This window comes from Mesorhizobium sp. B2-4-12, from assembly GCF_006441575.1.
Taxonomy (GTDB): Bacteria; Pseudomonadota; Alphaproteobacteria; order Rhizobiales; family Rhizobiaceae; genus Mesorhizobium.
Window position 1 is genome coordinate 35,363 of record NZ_VFVC01000004.1, and the last position, 20,389, is coordinate 55,751.

At 62.6% G+C, this 20,389-nt stretch carries 21 protein-coding genes; 16 read left to right on the forward strand and 5 right to left on the reverse strand.

Going from position 1 to position 20,389, the window contains the following annotated elements:
* The first annotated feature begins 164 nt into the window (after positions 1-164).
* The 3 genes from FJ934_RS03755 (at position 165) to FJ934_RS03765 (ending at position 4,271) form a co-directional block, all read left to right on the forward strand.
* Positions 165-1,139: an ABC transporter substrate-binding protein gene (locus FJ934_RS03755; protein WP_140607315.1), complete on the forward strand. Its 975-nt coding sequence runs from the start codon at positions 165-167 to the stop codon at positions 1,137-1,139.
* A gap of 76 nt (positions 1,140-1,215) precedes the next feature.
* Complete coding sequence (locus FJ934_RS03760; RefSeq protein WP_140607316.1) at positions 1,216-2,295, forward strand: glycine betaine/L-proline ABC transporter ATP-binding protein; 1,080 nt, start codon at positions 1,216-1,218, stop codon at positions 2,293-2,295.
* On the forward strand, positions 2,292-4,271 hold the full coding sequence (locus tag FJ934_RS03765; RefSeq protein WP_140607317.1) for an ABC transporter permease subunit: 1,980 nt from the start codon (positions 2,292-2,294) through the stop codon (positions 4,269-4,271). The genes FJ934_RS03760 and FJ934_RS03765 overlap by 4 nt, the downstream gene beginning before the upstream one ends.
* Before the next feature lie 19 nt (positions 4,272-4,290).
* On the opposite strand, the gene FJ934_RS03770 is transcribed toward FJ934_RS03765, so the two are convergent.
* A complete protein-coding gene (locus FJ934_RS03770; RefSeq protein ID WP_140607318.1) occupies positions 4,291-5,649 on the reverse strand; it encodes an NAD(P)/FAD-dependent oxidoreductase in 1,359 nt (452 codons plus the stop codon).
* Between the two features lie 262 nt (positions 5,650-5,911).
* On the opposite strand from FJ934_RS03770, the gene FJ934_RS03775 reads away from it, so the two are divergent.
* A complete protein-coding gene (locus FJ934_RS03775; RefSeq protein ID WP_140607319.1) occupies positions 5,912-6,631 on the forward strand; it encodes an XRE family transcriptional regulator in 720 nt (239 codons plus the stop codon).
* 179 nt (positions 6,632-6,810) lie between these two features.
* On the opposite strand, the gene FJ934_RS03780 is transcribed toward FJ934_RS03775, so the two are convergent.
* The 4 genes from FJ934_RS03780 to FJ934_RS03795 are packed head-to-tail and all read right to left on the reverse strand — an operon-like array spanning position 6,811 to position 10,594.
* Positions 6,811-7,851: a DUF3445 domain-containing protein gene (locus FJ934_RS03780; protein ID WP_140607320.1), complete on the reverse strand. Its 1,041-nt coding sequence runs from the start codon at positions 7,849-7,851 to the stop codon at positions 6,811-6,813.
* A gap of 9 nt (positions 7,852-7,860) precedes the next feature.
* Positions 7,861-8,826: a PDR/VanB family oxidoreductase gene (locus tag FJ934_RS03785; protein WP_140607321.1), complete on the reverse strand. Its 966-nt coding sequence runs from the start codon at positions 8,824-8,826 to the stop codon at positions 7,861-7,863.
* Entirely contained in the window at positions 8,823-9,419 is a 597-nt protein-coding gene (locus tag FJ934_RS03790) for a dimethylamine monooxygenase subunit DmmA family protein (RefSeq protein WP_140607322.1), read from the reverse strand. The genes FJ934_RS03785 and FJ934_RS03790 overlap by 4 nt, the downstream gene beginning before the upstream one ends.
* Positions 9,420-9,460: 41 nt before the next feature.
* Positions 9,461-10,594: an aminomethyltransferase family protein gene (locus tag FJ934_RS03795; protein WP_140607323.1), complete on the reverse strand. Its 1,134-nt coding sequence runs from the start codon at positions 10,592-10,594 to the stop codon at positions 9,461-9,463.
* 285 nt (positions 10,595-10,879) lie between these two features.
* Between FJ934_RS03795 and FJ934_RS03800 the strand changes: the two genes are divergently transcribed.
* The 12 genes from FJ934_RS03800 to FJ934_RS03855 all read left to right on the forward strand — a co-directional run bounded on the left by FJ934_RS03800 (position 10,880) and on the right by FJ934_RS03855 (position 20,183).
* Positions 10,880-11,167 carry a hypothetical protein gene (locus FJ934_RS03800; RefSeq protein ID WP_140607324.1) on the forward strand — a complete coding sequence of 96 codons (288 nt, stop codon included), beginning with the start codon at positions 10,880-10,882 and terminating at the stop codon, positions 11,165-11,167.
* A gap of 12 nt (positions 11,168-11,179) precedes the next feature.
* Complete coding sequence (locus FJ934_RS03805; RefSeq protein ID WP_140607325.1) at positions 11,180-11,557, forward strand: hypothetical protein; 378 nt, start codon at positions 11,180-11,182, stop codon at positions 11,555-11,557.
* 14 nt (positions 11,558-11,571) lie between these two features.
* Entirely contained in the window at positions 11,572-11,733 is a 162-nt protein-coding gene (locus FJ934_RS03810; protein WP_140607326.1) for a hypothetical protein, read from the forward strand.
* A 14-nt stretch (positions 11,734-11,747) separates the two neighbouring features.
* A complete protein-coding gene (locus tag FJ934_RS03815) occupies positions 11,748-13,154 on the forward strand; it encodes an amino acid permease (RefSeq protein ID WP_140607327.1) in 1,407 nt (468 codons plus the stop codon).
* 45 nt (positions 13,155-13,199) lie between these two features.
* The gene (locus tag FJ934_RS03820; protein WP_181165505.1) at positions 13,200-13,889 is read left to right on the forward strand and encodes a hypothetical protein; all 690 of its coding nucleotides are present in this window, start codon (positions 13,200-13,202) and stop codon (positions 13,887-13,889) included.
* Positions 13,886-14,215 carry a hypothetical protein gene (locus FJ934_RS03825; protein ID WP_140607328.1) on the forward strand — a complete coding sequence of 110 codons (330 nt, stop codon included), beginning with the start codon at positions 13,886-13,888 and terminating at the stop codon, positions 14,213-14,215. Before FJ934_RS03820 ends, FJ934_RS03825 begins: the two co-directional genes overlap by 4 nt.
* A gap of 81 nt (positions 14,216-14,296) precedes the next feature.
* Positions 14,297-15,193, forward strand: a complete 897-nt coding sequence (locus FJ934_RS03830; protein ID WP_140607329.1) for a glutamine amidotransferase family protein — start codon at positions 14,297-14,299, stop codon at positions 15,191-15,193.
* 4 nt (positions 15,194-15,197) lie between these two features.
* Complete coding sequence (locus FJ934_RS03835) at positions 15,198-15,923, forward strand: GXGXG domain-containing protein (RefSeq protein ID WP_140607330.1); 726 nt, start codon at positions 15,198-15,200, stop codon at positions 15,921-15,923.
* Between the two features lie 6 nt (positions 15,924-15,929).
* Positions 15,930-17,258 carry an FMN-binding glutamate synthase family protein gene (locus tag FJ934_RS03840; RefSeq protein WP_140607331.1) on the forward strand — a complete coding sequence of 443 codons (1,329 nt, stop codon included), beginning with the start codon at positions 15,930-15,932 and terminating at the stop codon, positions 17,256-17,258.
* 37 nt (positions 17,259-17,295) lie between these two features.
* The gene (glnT, locus tag FJ934_RS03845) at positions 17,296-18,603 is read left to right on the forward strand and encodes a type III glutamate--ammonia ligase (protein WP_140607332.1); all 1,308 of its coding nucleotides are present in this window, start codon (positions 17,296-17,298) and stop codon (positions 18,601-18,603) included.
* Between the two features lie 35 nt (positions 18,604-18,638).
* On the forward strand, positions 18,639-19,892 hold the full coding sequence (locus FJ934_RS03850; RefSeq protein WP_140607333.1) for a sarcosine oxidase subunit beta family protein: 1,254 nt from the start codon (positions 18,639-18,641) through the stop codon (positions 19,890-19,892).
* A gap of 15 nt (positions 19,893-19,907) precedes the next feature.
* Entirely contained in the window at positions 19,908-20,183 is a 276-nt protein-coding gene (locus tag FJ934_RS03855; RefSeq protein ID WP_140607334.1) for a sarcosine oxidase subunit delta, read from the forward strand.
* Positions 20,184-20,389: the final 206 nt, after the last annotated feature.

Below are 20,389 nucleotides of genomic sequence, written 5' to 3' on the forward strand. Positions count from 1 at the left end.
CGCCTCGGCAGTATCCGTCACCACAGAAATCGAGCATCATCGCGCCGGCCTTGGCCCGCGGCATGTCAGAGGCCTTGCGCAACGATCCGCTTTTTTCAGAACAATCAAGAAAAGACGCAAGAAGGGAACGACCATAACCGTCACAGCTTGAAGGAGAACAAGCAATGCCATTTCGCAGTGTGATTTCGAAATTCTCAATGGGAGCCCTGGCTCTTGCCGCGGCAAGCGCCATCAGTCCGATAGCCAATGCCGCCGCACCGGAATCCAACGACCCGATCAAGATCGCGCTGTTCGACTGGACCAGCGTCAATCTCAACGCCAAGATCCTCGGTGGCATCCTCGAAAAACTCGGTTACACGGTCGAGTATCCGACCGCCGACTACCTCTCCAGCCTGACCACCGGCCTCACCAATGGCGACATCGATGTCGGCCTGGAATTCTGGGATACGACCGCTGGCGAGGCCATGAAGGCTTCCGATGCCACCGGCCAGACCGAGCGGCTCGGCAAGCTCGGGCCGAAGGCCAAGGAGGAGTGGTGGTTCCCCGAATATATGAAGGAAAAGTGCCCGACCTTGCCGGACTGGCATGCGTTGCTCGACGCCACCTGCGCGGCATCATTCTCGACCGCCGAGACGGCACCGAAGGGACGCTATCTCGGAGGTCCGGTCACATGGGAAGGCTTTGACGACGAGCGCGTTGCCGCGCTGAAGCTGCCTTTCACCGTGATCCATGCCGGCACCGATGCCGCGATGTTCGCCGAGCTCGAGTCGGCCTATCAGCGCAAGGCGCCAATCATGCTGTGGATCTACTCGCCGCACTGGGCGCCGGCCAAATACAAGGGCGAATGGGTGCAATTCCCCGAATACACGCCCGAATGCTATACCGATCCGAAATGGGGCGTGAACCCCGACGCCAAATATGACTGCGGCAAGCCGCATGGCGAGATCTGGAAGTACTCCTGGAACGGCATGAAAGACAAATGGCCGGTCGCCTATAAGGTGGCCAAGGCCTACACGATCGATACCGACGAGCTCAACAAGATGAGCGGCGAGATCGACCTGGATGGCAAGCCGATAGAGGATGTTGCTGCAGCGTGGATCGCCGCACACGAAGCCGACTGGAAAGCCTGGGCGCAGTGATCGTTCCGACTGGAAAGTGAGACCCGGCCGTTGATCGGCCGGGCCTCGGCTGTTGATGTTCCACAAGGACGATTGGATGACGGACAGGACTGAACAGGGGGCGACGCAACCGGACACGGGTAACCGCCCGGTAAAACTTGCCTGCCGCAATGTCTGGAAGCTGTTCGGGGCGAACGCGGCCAATTTCATCCGCCAGCGCGACGGCAAGGCCAGCATGGCGGACGTGGCCGCGGCCGGGCTGGTCGGCGCGGTGCGCGCCGTCGACCTCGAAATACGCCAGGGCGAGATCTTCATCATCATGGGCCTGTCCGGCTCCGGCAAGTCGACGCTGGTGCGCTGCATGTCCAGGCTGGTCGAGCCGAGCCATGGCAAGGTCGAGTTCGAAGGCAAGGACCTCCTGAAAATTTCCGACGCGGCACTGATCGAACTCAGGCGCCATCGCATGGGCATGGTGTTCCAAAATTTTGCCCTGCTGCCGCATCTCAATGTGCTCGACAACATCGCCTTTCCGCTCAGCATCCAAGGGCAGAACCGGGCTGCACGTGAAGCACGCGCTCGCGAAGTCATCGAACTTGTCGGCCTGCGTGGCCGCGAGCATTTCTACCCCCGCGAACTCTCCGGCGGTCAGCAGCAGCGCGTCGGCATCGCCCGCAGCCTGGCGACCAAGCCCGAGATCTGGTTCCTCGATGAGCCGTTCTCCGCGCTCGATCCGCTGATCCGCCGCGAGATGCAGGACGAGTTGATGCGGCTGCAGACCATGCTGCACAAGACCATCGTCTTCATCACCCATGATTTCGACGAGGCGATAAGGCTCGCCGACCGCATTGCGATCATGAAGGATGGCGAGGTCATCCAGATCGGCACGCCGGAAGAGCTCGTGGTCAACCCGGCGACCGACTATGTCGCCGAATTCACCCGCGACGTCGACCGCGCCAAGGTGATCTCGGCACGCAGCCTGATGCGAGCCTGCGAAGGCTCGGAGCATGGCGGCACGGTCGCGCCGGAGGCCAAGATCGCCAGTTTCTCGGCCGACATCGTTTCGGCCGGCAAGCCGTTCGCAGTGGTCAACGGCACCGGCAAGCCGATCGGCGAAGTGACGCCGCAAGCGGTCATCGATCTCCTGGCCGGCATCGAGCGCGCGGCAGCCGGCACATGACGGTAACGGCAAGCGCCAGCAAGGTGAGACCGCCCGTTCAGCGGTGGCTCGTCATCTGGGTTCTCGCGCTCACCGCCGTGCTCGTGATGTTCCTGCTGCAAGGCGCCATTCCTTGGGCGGTGAACTATCCCGCCGGCGCCGTCGTACCCGTTGCCGACTGGGTCGGCGCGCTGATGGGCTGGATCAAGTCGAACCTGTCCTGGCTGACCCGTTCGATCACAGCGGTCCTCGGCGTGCCGCTCGATTTCGCGCTCGATCTCTTGGCCAAGAATTTCAAGATCGGTCATGGCGCGGACGCCTATGTCCTGCCGCGCCTGTCCTGGGTCGGCGTGTGCGCCGCCGCCTTCCTCGCCGGCCATGCCGTGGGAGGTCGGAAACTCAGCCTGCTGGTCGGTGGCTGCTTCCTCTACATCGCGCTGTTCGGCCAGTGGACCAGCGCCATGCTGACGCTGGCGCTGATCTCCATCGCCGTGCCGTTCTGCATCGTCACCGGGCTGTTCGCCGGCATCTGGGCATGGCGCAAGCCGTGGGCCGAAAGGCTGGTGGTCTCCCCTGCCCTCGACCTGATGCAGACGATCCCGACCTTCGCCTATCTCATCCCTATGCTGCTTCTGTTCGGCAACAGCCCAGTGTCGGCGATGATCGCCACCGCCATCTTCGCCACGCCGCCGATGGTGCGCGCCACGATGCTGGGGCTATCGCGCGTGCCGCTCGAGATCGGCGAATTCAGCGACATGGCCGGCTGCACGGCGCGGCAGAAACTGTGGCGGGTGCTGCTGCCCTCGGCGCGGCCGACGCTGATGGTCGGCGTCAACCAGGTGATCATGCTGGCGCTGAACATGGTCATCATCGCGTCGATGATCGGCGCCGGCGGCCTGGGTTACGACGTGCTTCTGGCGTTGCGCGCGCTGAAGGTCGGCGAGGCCATGGAAGCAGGGTTGGCGATCGTGGCCCTCGCCATCGCGCTCGACCGGCTGAGCCAGGCCATCGCCCACAAGCAGGCAAAGGGCAATGTCCACCAGGACGTGAGCGCGCGCTTCTGGCGACGCCACCCCAATCTGACGCTGGCAGTCTCCATCCTTGCCCTCACCACGCTGTTCGGCCTGTTCGTGCCGGCCTTCGCGGCGGTGCCGAAGGCGATCACCTTCACAACGGCGCCGCTGTGGAAGGCGGCGGTGAACTGGGTGACGATCAACTTCTTCGACACGATCGAGGCGTTCCGCGTGGCGCTCATCCTCAACGTGCTGAACCCGGTGCGCGCCTTCTGCGAGGGCTTTCCGTGGCTGGGTGCCGTGTTCCTGCTCGGCCTTGCCGGCTATCAGCTCTCAGGCTTGCGCCTGGCGGCACTCGTCGCAGCGCTGACCGCCTTCTGCGCCGCGACCGGACTTTGGGAAAAGACCATGGCAACGGTCTATCTCTGCGGTATCTCGGCCTTCATCGCCTGCCTGATCGGCATCCCGATCGGGTTCGTGGCATCGCGCAGTGACCGCTTCGAGAAGATCGTCACACCCATCATCGACACGCTACAGGTGCTGCCGTCCTTCTGTTTCATCATTCCAGTGGTGATGCTGTTTCGCGTTGGCGACGTCACCGCGATGATCGCAACGATCGCCTTCGCCGTGGTGCCGGCGATCCGCTACACCAATCACGGCATCCGGCAGGTGCCGCCGGCGCTGATCGAGGCGGCGAAGGTTTCCGGCTGCACGCCTCGCCAGACCTTCTTTCGCGTGCAATTGCCGCTGGCGCTTCCCGAGATCATGCTCGGCGTCAACCAGACCATCCTGATGGCGCTGGCGATGATCATCATCTGCGCCATGGTCGGCACGCGCGACCTTGGCCAGGAAGTGTTCATCGCACTTTCCAAGGCCGATTCCGGCCGCGGCATCGTCGCTGGCCTGGCCATCGCCTTCATCGGCATCGTCGCCGACCGGCTGTTCAACGCCTGGACGGCGAAGGCCAGGGCAAGGCTGGGATAGGCAGGAAGATGCGCCGCGGCTACTCCGCCGCGACGCCCTTCACTTCGAGATAGCTCTCCATCGAATCGTCGAGCGCCTGCAGCCATGGCGTATGATGCAGCGGCGCCATGGTGCCGGTCATCAGCGAGCGGTAGGCGTGGTCGCGGAAGCTCATAATGTCTTCCGCCTTGTGATGCTCCCACTCCATGAAGGTCTGGTTGACCGCCTCGACGTCAAAGCCCGGATAATCGGTCTGGTCCATCAATTCCTTGGTGTAGTCGCCCTGGAACCAGATCATCTGCTCGGCGTCTTCCAGCGTTTCCTCACGCGCCCGCCACTTGGCGCTGTGCTCGGCCATCGCCTCGGCGGAGGGCAGCTTGATGCGGCCCATGATGACGTCGCGGGCGAACCAGGCCTGCGCGTCGAACATGTTGAAGGTGTAGAACTGGTCCTGCATGCCGATGTAGGAAAGCTTCGGGTTCTTCTCCCACACGACGCCCTCATAGAGGTCGAGCGGCCACATGCGGTTGGCGGTCTTGAGCTTGAGGTCGTCGGTCAGGAACGGGAAAGAATGCAGGTAGCCGGTGCACAGGATGATGGCATCGACATCCTTGGTCGAGCCGTCCTTGAAATGGGCGGTCTTGCCGACGACCTTCTGCAGCAGCGGCACTTCCTTCCAATTCTCGGGCCATTTGAAGCCCATCGGCTTGGAGCGGTAGCTGGAGGTGATCGATTTGGCGCCGTATTTGTAGCATTGCGAACCGATGTCCTCGGCCGAGTAGGAGCGGCCGATGATCAGGATGTCCTTGCCCTTGAATTCCATCGCGTCGCGGAAATCGTGGCTGTGCAGGATGCGGCCGTTGAAGGTCGAAAAGCCTTCGAAATAGGGAACGTTGGGCACCGAGAAATGCCCGGACGCGACGACGACATTGTCGAACTCTTCCGAATAGGTCACGTCGTTGGCGCGGTCATGCGCGGTGACGGTGAATTTCTTCGTCTCGTCCGAAAAGGTCACCATGCGCACGGGACTGTTGAAGCGCACCCATTTGCGCAGGCCCGATTTTTCGACGCGGCCCTTGATATAGTCCCACAGCACCGCGCGCGGCGGATAGGAGCCGATCGGTCGGCCGAAGTGCTCCTCGAAGGTGTAGTCGGCGAATTCGAGGCATTCCTTCGGCCCGTTCGACCAGAGATAGCGGTACATCGAGCCATGGACCGGGTCGCCATGTTCGTCGAGGCCGGTGCGCCAGGTGTAATTCCACAGGCCGCCCCAGTCGGACTGCTTTTCGAAGCAGACGATTTCGGGAATCTCGGCGCCCTTGTCGGCCGCCGACTTGAAGGCCCTGAGCTGTGCCAGACCGGACGGTCCGGCTCCGATGACGGCAACGCGAGTGTTCATTTCCGGGCCTCCACTTTTTTGATTTCCCCAGCGAAACAAATTTCACTGACAGTGACAGTAATTGGCCCTTCGGTGCTGTCAACAGACATCTGCGGGAACGGCGTTTGCGCGCAAGGGATTTCATGCGGAAAACCGGCGACGACTGAGATCGCAAGACCGGCGCATGCGACATAAGATGGCTTGCCGTCGTGGTTGCGCTCCTGTATCGGCACCTGTCATGTTCACCTTGAGTGAAATAAATCCACGCGGTCCGGGGGGCGACATGGCGAAAAACACTTCCGTTTCCAAAGCCGGATCTGGCGGCGCCAAGGCAAAGCCGCAGCCGAAGGCTTCCGTGGACGGGAAGACCATCCGCGCGCCGCTGACGCAGAACCCGCATGCCATCCGCGACACGCGCGAGAAAGTGCTGGAGGTTGCGATCGGCCGCGAGGTGCGGGCTTTCCGCAAGAAGCTTGGCATCACGGTCGCCGACCTGGCTGTCGCCACCGACATTTCTCTGGGGATGCTGTCCAAGATCGAGAACGGCATCACCTCGCCGTCGCTGACCACCCTGCAGGCGCTGTCGCGAGCGCTGGGCGTTCCCGTTACTGCCTTCTTCCGCCGCTTCGAGGAAGAACGCAGCGCTGTCTTCGTCAAGGCCGGCGAAGGGCTCGATGTCGAGCGGCGAGGCACGCGCGCCGGCCACCAGTACAATCTGCTCGGCCATATCGGCTCCAACACCAGCGGCGTCGTCGTCGAACCATACCTGATCACGCTGACCGAGGATTCGGACGTGTTCCCGACCTTTCAGCACGAAGGTATGGAATTCCTCTACATGCTCGAAGGCGAGGTCGTTTATCGACACGGCAGCAATCTTTATCCGATGAAGCCCGGCGATAGTCTGTTCTTCGACGCCGACGCGCCGCACGGGCCCGAGCAGCTGACGCAGCTGCCGATGCGTTATTTGTCGATTATTTGTTACCCGCAGAATAGTGCGGGGTAACGGAATTGATCTCCCCCCCTTGAGGGGGAGATGGCCGGTAGGCCAGAGGGGGTCGGTTCGACTGGAGGCTGAACGTTCTACGGCGGACGAGATTAGCGCTCCACGCGCGGCAACCCCCTCTGTCGCCTTCGGCGACATCTCCCCCTCGAGGGGGAGATCGGCAGCTTCGCGGGCCTCGCTCAGTCCGGCCCAAACCCCGGGCTCGTCGGGCTGCCGTCATCGAGCTTCGACAGCCACTCGACCAGCGTCGGCCGGTAACGCGTCAGGCCCTTGTAGGTGGCGAGTTCCTCGGGCAGGTCGCGGATGACGCGGTGCAGGCGCCGTGCCCATTTCGGTTGCGTCACCAGCTCATCCATCTTGATCAGGTAGCAGCGGATCGGGAAGACGATGCCGTTGGAGCGCGGCAGCCGCCAGAAGCTCTGCAATTCGACGCGCAGATGCACCTTGTCGCCGACATTCTCGGGCGTGACCGTCGCCCGGTCCGGCCCCCATTTGTGGTAATTCTCCGGGCTGGTGTCGAGACGCGGATTGATGGTCATCGTCCAGTTCAGACGCCGCGCCGGCTTGCCCTGCTGGATGTTGGTGAGGAACTTCAGCGCGCGCGTGAAAATACCCTTCTCATGCGCCAGCGGCACCGGCGCGTGCCATTCGAAGAAGTTCATGCCGATGTCGAAATCGAGCGACCAGTCGGCCTGGGTGGTGACCATGCCGGCATCCATCCACAGATTGCCGTCGCGCTGGTCGAGGATGCAGAAATCGCCCTGGCTCTGCCGGGTGATGTATTCCATCGGCCCGTAAGGCAGTGTCGAGGTGTCGCCGAAGGTGAAGGTGTCGTCAATGCCGAGCGGTCTGTTGATCCAGCGCCAGCGGTCACCGTCGCGCGTCAGCGTGAAATGCTCGGGATAGCCGAGCGCCTGCTGCTCCATCAAAAGCTCGAGCAGATCCCAACCGGCCAGTGTCATGTGCGGCAGCGACTGGCAGCGCAGCGGATCCTCGGCCAGCACCAGCGCGCGGTCCTGCATCTCGGCGACATAGTGCTCGTCGACGTCGATCAGGTTTTCCAGCACGCTGCCCTTGGGACCGACGACATGCGGCTCGATGTTGACCGCATACATGTAGGCGTCTTCGTGGAACGGAAACGGGAACCGCCTGATGTGTTCCGGGCTGTTCCTGAAGGTAAAATCGTCGCGGAACGTTTCCTTGCGAAAGGTGATTCCCAAGCTCGCCTCCTATCTTTCCAAGACCAGCGATTTGCCTGCGAAGCGCGACACGCACGGCATGATCTTGCAGCCGGAACGGTGGTCTTCCTCGCTCAGCCAGTGATCGTTGTGGATGAACTTTCCGTCATACGAAATGACATTGGTTTCGCACTGGCCGCAGACACCGCCACGGCAGAGATAGGGCGGATCGACGCCGGCTGCCTCGATCGCCTCGAGCAGGCTCTGCTGCGAACCTACGCGGATCGTCTTGCCGCTGACGGCCAGCGTCACATCGAAGGGCTCGCCGGGCTGGGGTGCTGCAAAATGCTCGAAATGCACGGCTTCGGAAGGCCAGCCCAAGGCGGCCGCGCGGTCGCGCACCCAGTTGATCATGCCGGCGGGACCGCAGACATAGAGATGCGTGCCGAGCGGCTGAGTCGACAACAGACGGTCGAGCTCGATGCGCTCGTCGCGATCGTCATGGTAGAGCCGGACGCGGCGGCCGTAACGGTCGCGCAGCACATCGGCATAGGTGCCGAGAGAAGCGGTGCGGCAGGTATAGTGCAATTCGAAATTGCCGCCCTCCCCCGCCAGCTGCGCGGTCTGCGCCATGAACGGCGTGATGCCGATGCCGCCAGCGAGCATCAGGTGCTTTTTGGCGCGCAGATCGAGCGAGAACAGGTTGACGGGATAGCTGATCACCATCTCTAGGCCCGGCTTGACGCTCCTGTGCATGAACAGCGAGCCGCCGCGACCGACATCGTCGCGGCGCACCGAGATCGTGTACTCGCGCGTGTCGAGCGGCGAGCCCATCAGCGAATAGGGATTGAGCCTGGTGCGCTCGCCGTCCCGCATTTCGACCACCACATGGGCGCCGCCGGAGAAAGTCGGCAGGAGCTCGCCGTCGCGCCGGCGGAAATGGAAGCGGGTGACAAGGTCGTTCACCGGGACGACATCGCTGACCACCACATCGAGCTTGGTTGTGCCGGTGCTCATGGGAAGGCCTCCTCCACCGGAGGAATTTCGCTGCGATCCTCGGCATTGATACACACGCCCTGGAAGGCGGCAAGGCGCCTGGAATAGTGATCGCGCACCAGGAGCAGCAGGCCGCAATGCGAGCAGGTGGCGGGCTGCGTCGTCACATTCTCGGTGATGCCCTTGCAGTGCACGCACTGCATGCGCCGCGCCAGCGAGCCGCGATGTTCGGTCTGCATGGAAGTGTGATCGATACCGGCTTCGAGCGCCACCTGCATGGCCTGGCCGATCAGCCCTTCAGTGCCGCTGAGATAGAGGCGCAGGCCCATATGTGCATTGCTCAGTGTCTGCTTCAGCCTCGGCAGCAGGCTGGCGAAAGACGGCGCCTGGTGAAACTGGGCAGGCTGCAAGGCTTCGAGGGCGGCGATGTGTCTGCCGTCAGGACCGGGGATGAAGACGATCTCGGCGCCGTCGAAAAAGCCAGCGGGAGCTCGTGCGGCCATCTCGGATATAGCGAGCGCGCCCTCGGCATCGGCGATGAAAAGATGGTGCTTGCCGGGCTGCGGAGAGAGCGTTCCGTAGACCGGCCGGCTGATGATGCTTTTGGCTGCCATTTAAGTCTTCGTGCCTCGAACCCCTCGCTGGTGATTATGCCTCAGCCTTTCGCCGTGCGCTTGGCCTTCTTGGGATCGTCGAACGGCAAGGGCTGCGCGGTCGCCTTGATCGAACCGCTCCTGTTGCGGATTTCGAGCTTGGTGTCCTTCACCGCGCAGTCGACGTCGAGCCGGGCGATGCCCATCGATTTCTCGACCAGCGGCGAATACATGGCGCAGGTCACCACGCCGACCTTCTTGCCGTCGCGATAGACCGGCGCACCTTCGTCGGCGGGCTCCTTGCCATCGAGCAGCACGCCGTAGATCTTGAAGCGCTCCTTGCCTTTTAGGCGATAGTGTTCCTCGGCGCCACGGAAACCTGTCTTGCCGGGGCTGACGGTGAAGTCGAGACCGAGTTCCCACAGCGTGTCGCCGGGGCCTTCATTCTCGAACGGGTACTTCTGCGAATTGTCGTAGGGGTAGAACAGCAGGTAGCTCTCGACGCGCAGCATGTCGAGCGTGGTGAAGCGGCATGGAATAATGCCGGCGCTCTTACCCTCTTCAAGAATCCTGTCCCAGATCGTGCCGGCATCCTGGCCACGGCAGAATATCTCGTAGCCGCGCTCGCCGGTGTAGCCGGTGCGCGAAATCATGACCGGGAACCCGAACAGCTGCGTCTGCATGTGGTGAAAATAGTTGAGGTCGCGAATGCCGGGCACATGCTTGGCCAGATAGTCGACCGCTGTCGGCCCCTGCAGCGACAGGTCGTGCAGATTGTCGTCGAAGCGCAGCGACACGTCACGCCCCATGGCGGCCCGCTGCAACTCCTCATGGCCGGTGCCGGAGCCGTGCACGACCATCCAGGCATTCGGCCCGGTGCGGTAGAGGATGCAGTCGTCGGTGAACTTTCCCGCCTCGTTCAACATGCAGGCATAGGCAGACTTGCCGGGATAGATTTTTTCGACATCGCGCGTGGTGGCGAGATCGATGAGGTGCGAGGCGTGCGGCCCGGTGATATGGACTTTCTTCAGGCCGGAAACATCCATCAGCCCGGCCTTGGTGCGGATGGCGATGTATTCCTCGTCGGCGTCCTTCTCGTAGGTCCAGGCGGTGCCCATGCCGCTCCAGTCTTCGAGCTTCGAACCCAGCGCGCGATGGCGATCCGCCAGGGTCGAAAATCTCCAGGATGCCGTCATCCGATCGTCCTCCGTCCGATAGTCGTTGATGTTCCCTGCCCCTTTGCACAGCGGCCGGGGCCTTGCGCGAATATTGACCGCAAACGAGGGAGGCCCGCAATCCCCTGAAGCAAATAATTTCATTGTCAGGCAAAATTCATTGCCCGGGCCAAACGGTTAACTCTGCGTAAATTCATCTTGACAATTGCGGAAATCGGCCTGATTTTGTGAAAAAAATTTCACTCTCTTGAAAGAGAGCGGCGAGCGGCAACTTCGGAACCGGACGCCGGAAAAAGGGGAAAACCGATGTCAGACCTGCAGCAGCGCATCGAGGCGCTGTACCGTTCCGATTTGCGTGGATCCGCGCTCCTGATCATCTGCCTGTGGGCGACGATCTTGTTCGTCCTTTCCATGACATGGCCCTACATCCCACATAGCGGCATCAAGGCCGTCGTGGCAGTTGCCGCCGCCGCCGTGCTGATCTTCAACACGGCCGCCATTCTGGCGATGGTCAGGCACTACAAGGAAGACAAGGAGTTCATCTACGGGCTCGACATCAAGAACGCGGACGCGTTCCGCAACCGCAAGTCCTGAGAGGTAGGAGCCATGTCCCGCTATACGCCGCCGGAGCAGAGCAAGACCGGGCAGATCTTCGATATCGTCGTCGTGGTGGTGGCCATATTCGTGGCGCTATGGCTGCCGCTGAAGCTCGGGCTCGCCGGCGCGGCCAAATCCATCGACGCACTCGACGCCAAGACGTGGGAAGCCCTCGGCCAGAATCCAACCATGGCCTCGATCTGGGAAAAGCTGGGCTACACGCCGGAAACGGCGCATGACGTCATCCAGAACCGATTCCACTATGTGATCGACTGGCCAACGCTCATCATCATGGCGATCGTGCTGATCGGCTATTTCGTGTTCCTGTTCCGCGCATCCGACCGGGAATATCGCGACGTCATCAACGAAAAATTCGAAGACAAGTAGACCGGGGAAGCATCATGTGGATAGCACTCTCTTATGCATGCTGGGGCATCTCGATCGTGCTCGCCCTGTGGATGCTCTTCGACTGGTTCAAGGTCGACACGACCTATAGCGAGGACGTTCTGACCTCATCGCGCGAAGGCGAGCTTGAGGCCGTTTCCGAAAAACACCGGATCTGAGTGGGGATTGAACGATGACGGTCGCGGTTGAAACGGCAGGAACAGCGGTAAATGGCGGCGACAGGGTTTCGCTGCTCAGGGTGCTCGGCCCGGCCCATGTCTGGGCGCTCGGAGTCGGCATCGTCCTGGTCGGCGAATTCACGGGCTGGAACTTCTCCGCCGACAAGGGCGGTACGCTGGCGGCCCTTATCGTGTGCTGGGTCGTGGGCCTGCTCTACACTTCCGTCGCCATGATCGATTCCGAGGTCACGTCGACCGTCGCCGCCGCGGGCGGCCAATACGCCCAGGCCAAACACATCGTCGGGCCGCTGATGGCCTTCAACGTCGCGCTGTTCCTGGTTTTCGCCTACACGATGCTCGAAGTGTCCGACGCCATCCTGCTCGGCGACACGATCGTCGCCAAGGCGGGGATCGATGGGCTCACCCACAATTCCTTCATCGCCGCCACCATCGTGGTGCTGGCGTGGCTCAACTATCGCGGCGTTCTGATGACGCTCAACGTCAACTTCGTCATCACCGCGATCGCCTATGTCTCGATCGTCATCCTGTTCTTCTCGGTCAGCCCATGGACGCAAGGCGCGGTGCTGAAGCTCAACGAACTGGTCACTCCTGGCAATGCGCTGCCCTACGGCTGGATCGGCGTCATCGCAGCCTTCCAGTTCGGCATCTGGTATTACCTCGGCATCGAGGGCACCACGCAGGCCGCCGAGGAAGTGCGCTCGCCGGCACGCTCGCTGCCCTACGGCACCATGGCGGGCATGATCACGCTTCTGATCGCGGCCGCGATGACCTGGTATGTCTGCGCCTCGCTAATGCCATGGGAATATCTCGGTATCACGCCCTATCCGCTTTGGGACGCGGGCAAGCTGACCGGCAGTCCGCTGCTCGAAAACCTCCTGTTCGTCGCGACGCTGCTTGCCGCCATCGCGTCCGCCAATGGCTGCATCAATGACGCCGCGCGCGCCTGGTTCTCGCTTGGCCGCGACCGCTACCTGCCGAGCTGGTTCTCGGCCGTGCATCCTAGATATCGCACACCCTACCGCTCGATCCTGTTCCTGCTGCCGATCGCGCTCGCCTTCGCTTTCATCGCCGACCTCAATCAGGCGATCACCTTCTCGATCCTGTCTGGCGTGCTGCAATACACGTTCATGAGCATCAACATCATGATGTTCCGCAAGAAGTGGCCGCTGGGTACCATCCGCCGTGGCTACACGCATCCTTTCCATCCGCTGCCGGCCATCGTGCTGTTCTGCCTGTGCGTGGTCACCTACTTCGCCATCTTCCTCGGCTTCGGTTCGCAGTTGATCGCCATGGTCGCGTTCTACTTCCTGATCTCGGTATGGTTTCATTTCTACCGCTACAAGTTCGTCCGTCGCGGCGATCAGTTCTCCATGCCGTGGCCGAAGCCGCAGGGGTATTGATGGAAGAAGGCCCGTCCGGACCCCGGGCGGGCATGGCATGATAAGGTGTCCGAGGTGACGTCAGCACTGCTCGCCGGGGCGATTGCCCTGGCTTTCGCCCTTCACCTGATGTGGTTGGTGCGCGCCAGCCGCAACAGGGCTTCGGCCGCACTCGCGGTCGAACAAGCCAACCTTCGTTCCGTCATTTCGGATGCAGCCAATGTCTCGGACGGCACCGCCGGAATCGTCACCTGGGAAGGCTCATGGAACGGCCGGCGCGTCCAGGTGCGGACCATCGTCGATACGCTGGCTACGCGAAAACTGCCGGCACGCTGGTTATCGATCTCGATCCTCGAAAAGATCGCGATCGCCGCCACTTTCGACATGATGATGCGGCCGGGGTCGCCGACGACGTTCTCCAATTTCGACCACCTGGAACACACGCTGCCGAAGGCCCCGGGATTTCCGGCAGAGGCAGTGCTGCGGACAGACGGCAGGGGCGCACGCTTTCCGCAGGGCCTGATTGCCAGCCATCTCGACCCCTTTTCCGACGGACGCGCCAAGGAGCTGCTCATCACACCCAAGGGGATACGGATCGTCTGGCTCCTGGCCGAGGCGCAGCGCGCCCGCTACGGCGTGTTCCGGCAGGCCGATTTCGGCGGTGCAATACTCGATCCGGCACTGGTCGAAAGGTTGCTCACTTCGATTTCGGCGCTTCGCGACGCCATCAACCATGCTGAAAGGCAGGCCGCATGACCAGCACAACCAACGCGCCCGCTCCACCGAACCCGTATCTGGTTCTCGGCGCGGCAATCATCCTGCCGGCAAGCGGACACGTCATTCTCGGTGTGCCGGTGCGCGGCCTGCAGTTCATCTTCTTCATGGTGATCCTGGCGTGGGTAACGATGAAGATCGCGCCGCCGGACGCCAGCTTCGTCGGCCGCCATGCGGGTGGTCTCCTGATCTATGCGCTGTCGATACTCGACGCCTATAAGAGCGCCCGCATCCGTACCGCCAAATGGGTCCACAGCGAACGTCACCAGGGCAATACAGCCGGTGGCGGTGCGCAGGCAGATATATAACTACAGGAATATTTTTTTCATCCCATTGAATTCCCGGAACTCATTCGGTACATCTCCAGAGAACAAAGGTCGGAGGCTGACATGTGTGGAATCGTCGGGCTGTTTCTGAAGGACAAATCGTTGGAGCCCAAGCTCGGGGCGATGCTGTCGGAAATGCTGGTATCGCTTAGCGATCGCGGCCCGGACAGCGCGGGCATCGCCATCTATGGCGCCCCATCCGGCAACGAAGCCAAGATCACTATCCAATCGGCGAAACCAGACCGCGATTTTCGCGACCTCGATACCCAGCTTGCCAAGGCGCTCGGCGTGCCGGTGAGCATCGCGGTGAAGTCGACCCACGCCGTCGTCAGGACCCGTCCCGACAAGATCGACGAGGCCCGCGAGGCCATCCAGGCGCTGCGCCCTGACATCCGCATCATGGGCGCCGGTGATGTGGTCGAGATTTACAAGGAGGTCGGCCTGCCCGAAGCGGTCGTCGATCGCTTCGATGTCCGCAAGATGACCGGCACGCATGGCATCGGCCACACCCGCATGGCGACCGAATCGGCGGTGACGACGATGGGCGCGCATCCGTTCTCGACCGGCGCCGACCAGTGCCTGGTGCACAATGGTTCGCTGTCCAACCACAACAATGTCCGCCGCGAGTTGATCCGCGAAGGCATGAGCTTCGAGACCGAAAACGACACCGAGGTCGCGGCCGCCTACCTTTCCTCCCAGATGGCGCATGGCAAGAATCTCGGCGAGGCGCTGGAAGGCACGCTGTCGGACCTCGACGGCTTCTTCACCTTCGTCGTCGGCACCAAGAACGGCTTTGGCGTCGTGCGCGACCCGATCGCCTGCAAGCCCGCCGTCATGGCCGAGACCGACCAGTACGTCGCCTTCGGCTCGGAATATCGCGCGCTGACCAAACTGCCCGGCATAGACAATGCGAGGGTCTGGGAGCCGGAGCCCGCAACCGTCTATTTCTGGGAGCATTGAGTTCATGACGGCAACCTCCAAGGCAACGCGCGATCAAGCCCATGCGCGCGTCTTCGACCTCGACGCCATGTCGCTGCGCGAATTGAACCAGGCGCTGCACGGTCTGGCCCCCGGCTCGAACGAAACGGCGTGGGAAGTGCTCAACCCGAAGGGCAACCATTCGGTCGCCGTCGGCGTCGACCAGCCTGTCAGCATCGATGTGCGCGGCAGCGTCGGCTATTATTGCGGCGGGATGAATTCCGGCGGCACCATCACCGTGCATGGCTCGGCGGGACCCGGTGTCGGCGAGAACATGATGTCGGGCTCGATAACAGTGAAAGGCGACGCCAGCCAGTATGCCGGCGCCACCGGCAAGGGCGGCCTGCTGGTCATCGAGGGCAATGCGTCGTCGCGCTGCGGCATCTCGATGAAAGGCATCGACATTGTCGTCCACGGCAATATCGGCCACATGTCGGCCTTCATGGCGCAGTCTGGGAACCTGGTGGTGCTGGGCGACGCAGGCGACGCGCTGGGCGATTCCATTTATGAGGCGCGGCTCTTCGTGCGCGGCAAGGTCGACAGCCTCGGCGCCGACTGCATCGCCAAGGAGATGCGGCCCGAGCATCTGGAATTGCTGCAAGGCCTGCTCGACCGTGCCGGCGTCACCGGGGTCAAGCCGTCGGAGTTCAAGCGCTATGGCTCGGCGCGCACCCTCTACAATTTCAACATCGACAACGCCGACGCGTATTGAGGCAGCATGACCTATCGCAACCCGCCGACGACGCCCCGCAAATCCGCGACCTTCGACGATTACACACTTTCCGAAATCCGCCGCGCCGCGGCGACCGGCATCTACGACATCCGTGGCGCCGGCGCCAAGCGCAAGCTGCCGCATTTCGATGACCTGTTGTTCCTCGGCGCCTCGATCTCGCGCTATCCGCTGGAAGGCTATCGCGAGCGCTGCGACACATCAGTCGTGCTTGGCTCGCGCCACGCCAAGAAGCCGATCGAACTGAAGATCCCGATCACCATCGCCGGCATGAGCTTTGGCTCGCTCTCGGGCCCCGCCAAGGAAGCACTCGGTCGCGGCGCGACGCTGTCGGGCACTTCGACCACGACCGGCGACGGCGGCATGACCGAGGAAGAGCGCGGCCATTCCAAGCAACTGGTCTATCAATATTTGCCGTCGCGATACGGCATGAACCTGCGCGACCTGCGCCGCGCCGACGCCATCGAAGTCGTCGTCGGCCAGGGCGCCAAGCCCGGCGGCGGCGGCATGCTGCTCGGCCAGAAGATTTCCGACCGTGTCGCCGAAATGCGCACGCTGCCGAAAGGCATCGACCAGCGCTCGGCCTCGCGCCACCCCGACTGGACCGGGCCGGACGATCTCGAGATCAAGATCCTCGAACTGCGCGAGATCACCGATTGGGAAAAGCCGATCTACGTCAAGGTCGGCGGCGCCCGCCCCTATTACGATACAGCGCTCGCGGTGAAGGCCGGCGCCGATGTCGTCGTCGTCGACGGCATGCAGGGCGGCACGGCGGCCACGCAGGAAGTGTTCATTGAGAATGTCGGCCAGCCGACGCTCGCCTGCATCAGGCCGGCAGTGCAGGCGCTGCAGGATCTCGGCATGCACCGCAAGGTGCAGCTGATCATCTCAGGCGGCATCCGCAACGGCGCCGATGTCGCCAAGGCGCTCGCACTTGGCGTCGACGCGGTCTCGATCGGAACGGCAGCCCTGGTCGCGCTTGGCGACAACGACCCCCGCTGGGAGGCGGAGTATAACGACCTCGGCACCACGGCCGGCGCCTATGACGACTGGCACGAGGGCCGCGACCCCGCCGGCATCACCACGCAGGATCCCGATCTGATGAAGCGGGTCGACCCGGTGGCCGCCGGCCGCCGGCTGGCGAACTACCTCAAGGTGATGACGCTCGAGGCTCAGACCATTGCCCGTGCCTGCGGCAAGAACAGCCTGCACAATCTCGAACCGGAGGACCTCGTCGCACTGACGATCGAGGCAGCCGCGATGGCCGGCGTCCCGCTGGCCGGCACCAATTGGATACCGGGGAAGAACGGTTTCTGACAAGACTACCCAGATCACATAGCGAGGAAACTACATAATGGGGAACGATCTCGCCGCATTCGCCAAGGAGAACGGCGTCAAATACTTCATGATTTCCTATACCGACCTGTTCAGCGGACAGCGCGCCAAGCTGGTGCCGGCGCAGGCGATTGCCGATATGCAGAAGGATGGCGCCGGCTTTGCCGGGTTTGCCACCTGGCTTGATCTGACCCCCGCGCATCCCGATATGCTGGCGGTGCCGGACCCGGACTCCGTCATCCAGCTGCCGTGGAAACCTGAAGTCGCCTGGGTCGCCGCCAACTGCATCATGGACGACAAGGATGTCGACCAGGCGCCACGCAACACGCTGAAGCGGCTGATCGCCGAAGCCGCCAGCGACGGCATGCATGTGAAGACCGGCGTCGAGGCCGAGTTCTTCCTGATCTCGCCCGATGGCAAAACCATCTCCGACGAATACGATACCGCCTCAAAGCCCTGTTACGACCAGCAGGCGGTGATGCGCCGCTACGACGTCATCGCCGAGATCTGCGATCATATGCTGGCGCTCGGCTGGGGCGCCTACCAGAACGACCACGAGGACGCCAACGGCCAGTTCGAGATGAACTGGGCGTTCGACGATGCGCTGCCGACCGCCGACAAGCATTCCTTCTTCAAGTTCATGGTCAAGTCGATCGCGGAAAAGCATGGCCTTCGCGCTACTTTCATGCCCAAGCCCTTCCAGGGCCTGACCGGCAATGGCTGTCATGCTCACATCTCGGTGTGGGACAAATCCGGCAAGACCAATGTTTTCGCCGACAATTCGATGGAACTCGGCCTGTCGGCCAAGGGCAGGAACTTCCTCGGCGGCATCATGAAGCATGCCTCTGCGCTCGCCGCGATCACCAACCCGACGGTGAATTCCTACAAGCGCATCAACGCGCCGCGTACTATTTCCGGCGCGACCTGGGCGCCGAACACGGTGACCTGGACCGGCAACAACCGCACCCACATGGTGCGTGTGCCCGGCCCAGGCCGCTTCGAGTTGCGCCTGCCGGATGGGGCCGCCAATCCTTACCTTCTGCAGGCTGTCATCATCGCCGCCGGCCTCGACGGCATCCGCTCCAAGGCCGATCCGGGCAGGCGTTACGACATCGACATGTACCAGAACGGCCATACGGTGAAGGGCGCGCCGAAGCTGCCGCTCAACCTGCTCGATGCGCTGCGCGAGTTCGACAAGGACAAATCGCTCAAGGCGGCGCTAGGTGAGGAATTCTCGTCGGCTTATCTAAAGCTGAAGCACCAGGAATGGAATTCCTATGCTTCGCACTTCACGCAATGGGAGCGCGACCACACGCTGGACATATAACCGTCCAGCGGTGCGAGCGGCCTCGGAATGACCTGATGAAATACTCGATCTTCTCGCTCGCCCGGGCCGCCCTTTCCGGCCACAAGAACTGGCAGCGCACCTGGCGCGACGCCACGCCGAAGGATCGCTACGACGTGGTGATCATCGGCGGCGGCGGCCATGGCTTGGCCACCGCCTGGTTCCTCGCCAGCGAGTACGGCATCAAGAATGTCGCCGTGCTCGAAAAGGGCTGGATCGGCTCCGGCAATGCCGGCCGCAACACCACCATCATCCGCTCCAACTACGGCCTGCCCGGCAATACCGGCTTCTATGAATTGTCGATGAAGCTGTGGGAGCGGATGGAGCAGGACCTCAACTACAATTCCATGGTCAGCCAGCGCGGCGTCATCAACCTCTACCATTCTGACGCCCAGCGCGACGCCTATGCGCGGCGCGGCAACACGATGCGCATCAACGGCATCGATGCCGAACTGCTCGACCAGCCGGCGCTCAAAAAGATGATGCCGTTCCTGAATTTCGACCATGCACGCTTTCCGGTACAGGGCGGATTGCTGCAGCGACGCGGCGGGACCGCGCGGCATGACGCCGTGGTCTGGGGTTATGCCCATGCGGCGAGCGAGCTTGGCGTCGACATCATCCAGAATTGCGAGGTTACCGGCTTCGTCAGGGATGCCAACGGCAAGGTAATGGGCGTCGAGACCTCGCGCGGCAGGATCGGCGCCGGCAAGATCGGCATGGCGGTCGCCGGCTCCTCGTCACGGGTCGCCGCGATGGCGGGCCTGCGCCTGCCGATCGAAAGCCATGTGCTGCAGGCCTTCGTCTCCGAGGCGATCAAGCCGCTGATCCCCAATGTCATGACCTTCGGCGCCGGCCATTTCTATGTCAGCCAGTCGGACAAGGGCGGCCTCGTCTTCGGCGGCGACATCGACGGCTACAATTCCTATGCCCAGCGCGGCAACATGCCTGTGATGGAGGATGTCTGCGAGGGCGGCATGGCGCTGATCCCGATGATCGGGCGCGTGCGCCTGCTGCGCCAGTGGGGTGGCATCATGGACATGTCGATGGACGGCTCGCCGATCATCGACAAGACACCGGTGGATGGCCTCTACCTCAACGCCGGCTGGTGCTACGGCGGCTTCAAGGCAACGCCGGGATCCGGCTTCGTCTTCGCCCATCTTCTGGCCCGAGACGAGTCGCACAAGGAAGCCGCGCGCTTCCGCCTCGACCGGTTCCGCACCGGCGCCATGATCGACGAAAAGGGCCAGGGCGCCCAACCGAACCTTCACTGAGGACGGTCAGGAACCATGCGCATTGTCTGTCCCTTCTGCGGCGAACGCGAACTCGGCGAGTTCACCTATCTCGGCGACGCCAAGCCACAACGTCCGGCGGCGGACGCCGGCGACGACGCTGTTTACGACTACGTCTATCTGCGCGACAACATCGCCGGCGTAATGGAGGAGAACTGGTATCACGGTGGCGGCTGCCGGGCGTGGCTGAAGGTCACCCGCAACACGCTGACGCATGAGATTTCTTCGGTTGAGCCGGCGGCTGGTGCCGGTGCGAGGCAGGTTGCGAAATGAACATTTTCTGCCACCTCGGCGCTACCCCTCACCTGCCTGCCGGCATCCTCTCCCCGTATAGAGACGGGGAGAGGGGCGCTGTCTTCGATGATTTCGCCAATAGCCTGCATTGCAAGAAGGGCGCCAGCGTTGCGGCCGTCTCCCTTCTCCCCGTCCCTATACGGGGAGAAGGTGCCGGCAGGCGGATGAGGGGCGGCGCGACCTTT

Bases quoted from the DNA above. Each gene is read 5' to 3' on its own strand.
- FJ934_RS03755 (WP_140607315.1), top strand. From the start codon at position 165: ATGCCATTTCGCAGTGTGATTTCGAAATTCTCAATGGGAGCCCTGGCT.
- FJ934_RS03760 (WP_140607316.1), top strand. From the start codon at position 1,216: ATGACGGACAGGACTGAACAGGGGGCGACGCAACCGGACACGGGTAAC.
- FJ934_RS03765 (WP_140607317.1), top strand. From the start codon at position 2,292: ATGACGGTAACGGCAAGCGCCAGCAAGGTGAGACCGCCCGTTCAGCGG.
- FJ934_RS03770 (WP_140607318.1), bottom strand. From the start codon at position 5,649: ATGAACACTCGCGTTGCCGTCATCGGAGCCGGACCGTCCGGTCTGGCA.
- FJ934_RS03775 (WP_140607319.1), top strand. From the start codon at position 5,912: ATGGCGAAAAACACTTCCGTTTCCAAAGCCGGATCTGGCGGCGCCAAG.
- FJ934_RS03785 (WP_140607321.1), bottom strand. From the start codon at position 8,826: ATGAGCACCGGCACAACCAAGCTCGATGTGGTGGTCAGCGATGTCGTC.
- FJ934_RS03790 (WP_140607322.1), bottom strand. From the start codon at position 9,419: ATGGCAGCCAAAAGCATCATCAGCCGGCCGGTCTACGGAACGCTCTCT.
- FJ934_RS03795 (WP_140607323.1), bottom strand. From the start codon at position 10,594: ATGACGGCATCCTGGAGATTTTCGACCCTGGCGGATCGCCATCGCGCG.
- FJ934_RS03800 (WP_140607324.1), top strand. From the start codon at position 10,880: ATGTCAGACCTGCAGCAGCGCATCGAGGCGCTGTACCGTTCCGATTTG.
- FJ934_RS03805 (WP_140607325.1), top strand. From the start codon at position 11,180: ATGTCCCGCTATACGCCGCCGGAGCAGAGCAAGACCGGGCAGATCTTC.
- FJ934_RS03810 (WP_140607326.1), top strand. From the start codon at position 11,572: ATGTGGATAGCACTCTCTTATGCATGCTGGGGCATCTCGATCGTGCTC.
- FJ934_RS03815 (WP_140607327.1), top strand. From the start codon at position 11,748: ATGACGGTCGCGGTTGAAACGGCAGGAACAGCGGTAAATGGCGGCGAC.
- FJ934_RS03825 (WP_140607328.1), top strand. From the start codon at position 13,886: ATGACCAGCACAACCAACGCGCCCGCTCCACCGAACCCGTATCTGGTT.
- FJ934_RS03830 (WP_140607329.1), top strand. From the start codon at position 14,297: ATGTGTGGAATCGTCGGGCTGTTTCTGAAGGACAAATCGTTGGAGCCC.
- FJ934_RS03835 (WP_140607330.1), top strand. From the start codon at position 15,198: ATGACGGCAACCTCCAAGGCAACGCGCGATCAAGCCCATGCGCGCGTC.
- FJ934_RS03840 (WP_140607331.1), top strand. From the start codon at position 15,930: ATGACCTATCGCAACCCGCCGACGACGCCCCGCAAATCCGCGACCTTC.
- glnT (WP_140607332.1), top strand. From the start codon at position 17,296: ATGGGGAACGATCTCGCCGCATTCGCCAAGGAGAACGGCGTCAAATAC.
- FJ934_RS03850 (WP_140607333.1), top strand. From the start codon at position 18,639: ATGAAATACTCGATCTTCTCGCTCGCCCGGGCCGCCCTTTCCGGCCAC.
- FJ934_RS03855 (WP_140607334.1), top strand. From the start codon at position 19,908: ATGCGCATTGTCTGTCCCTTCTGCGGCGAACGCGAACTCGGCGAGTTC.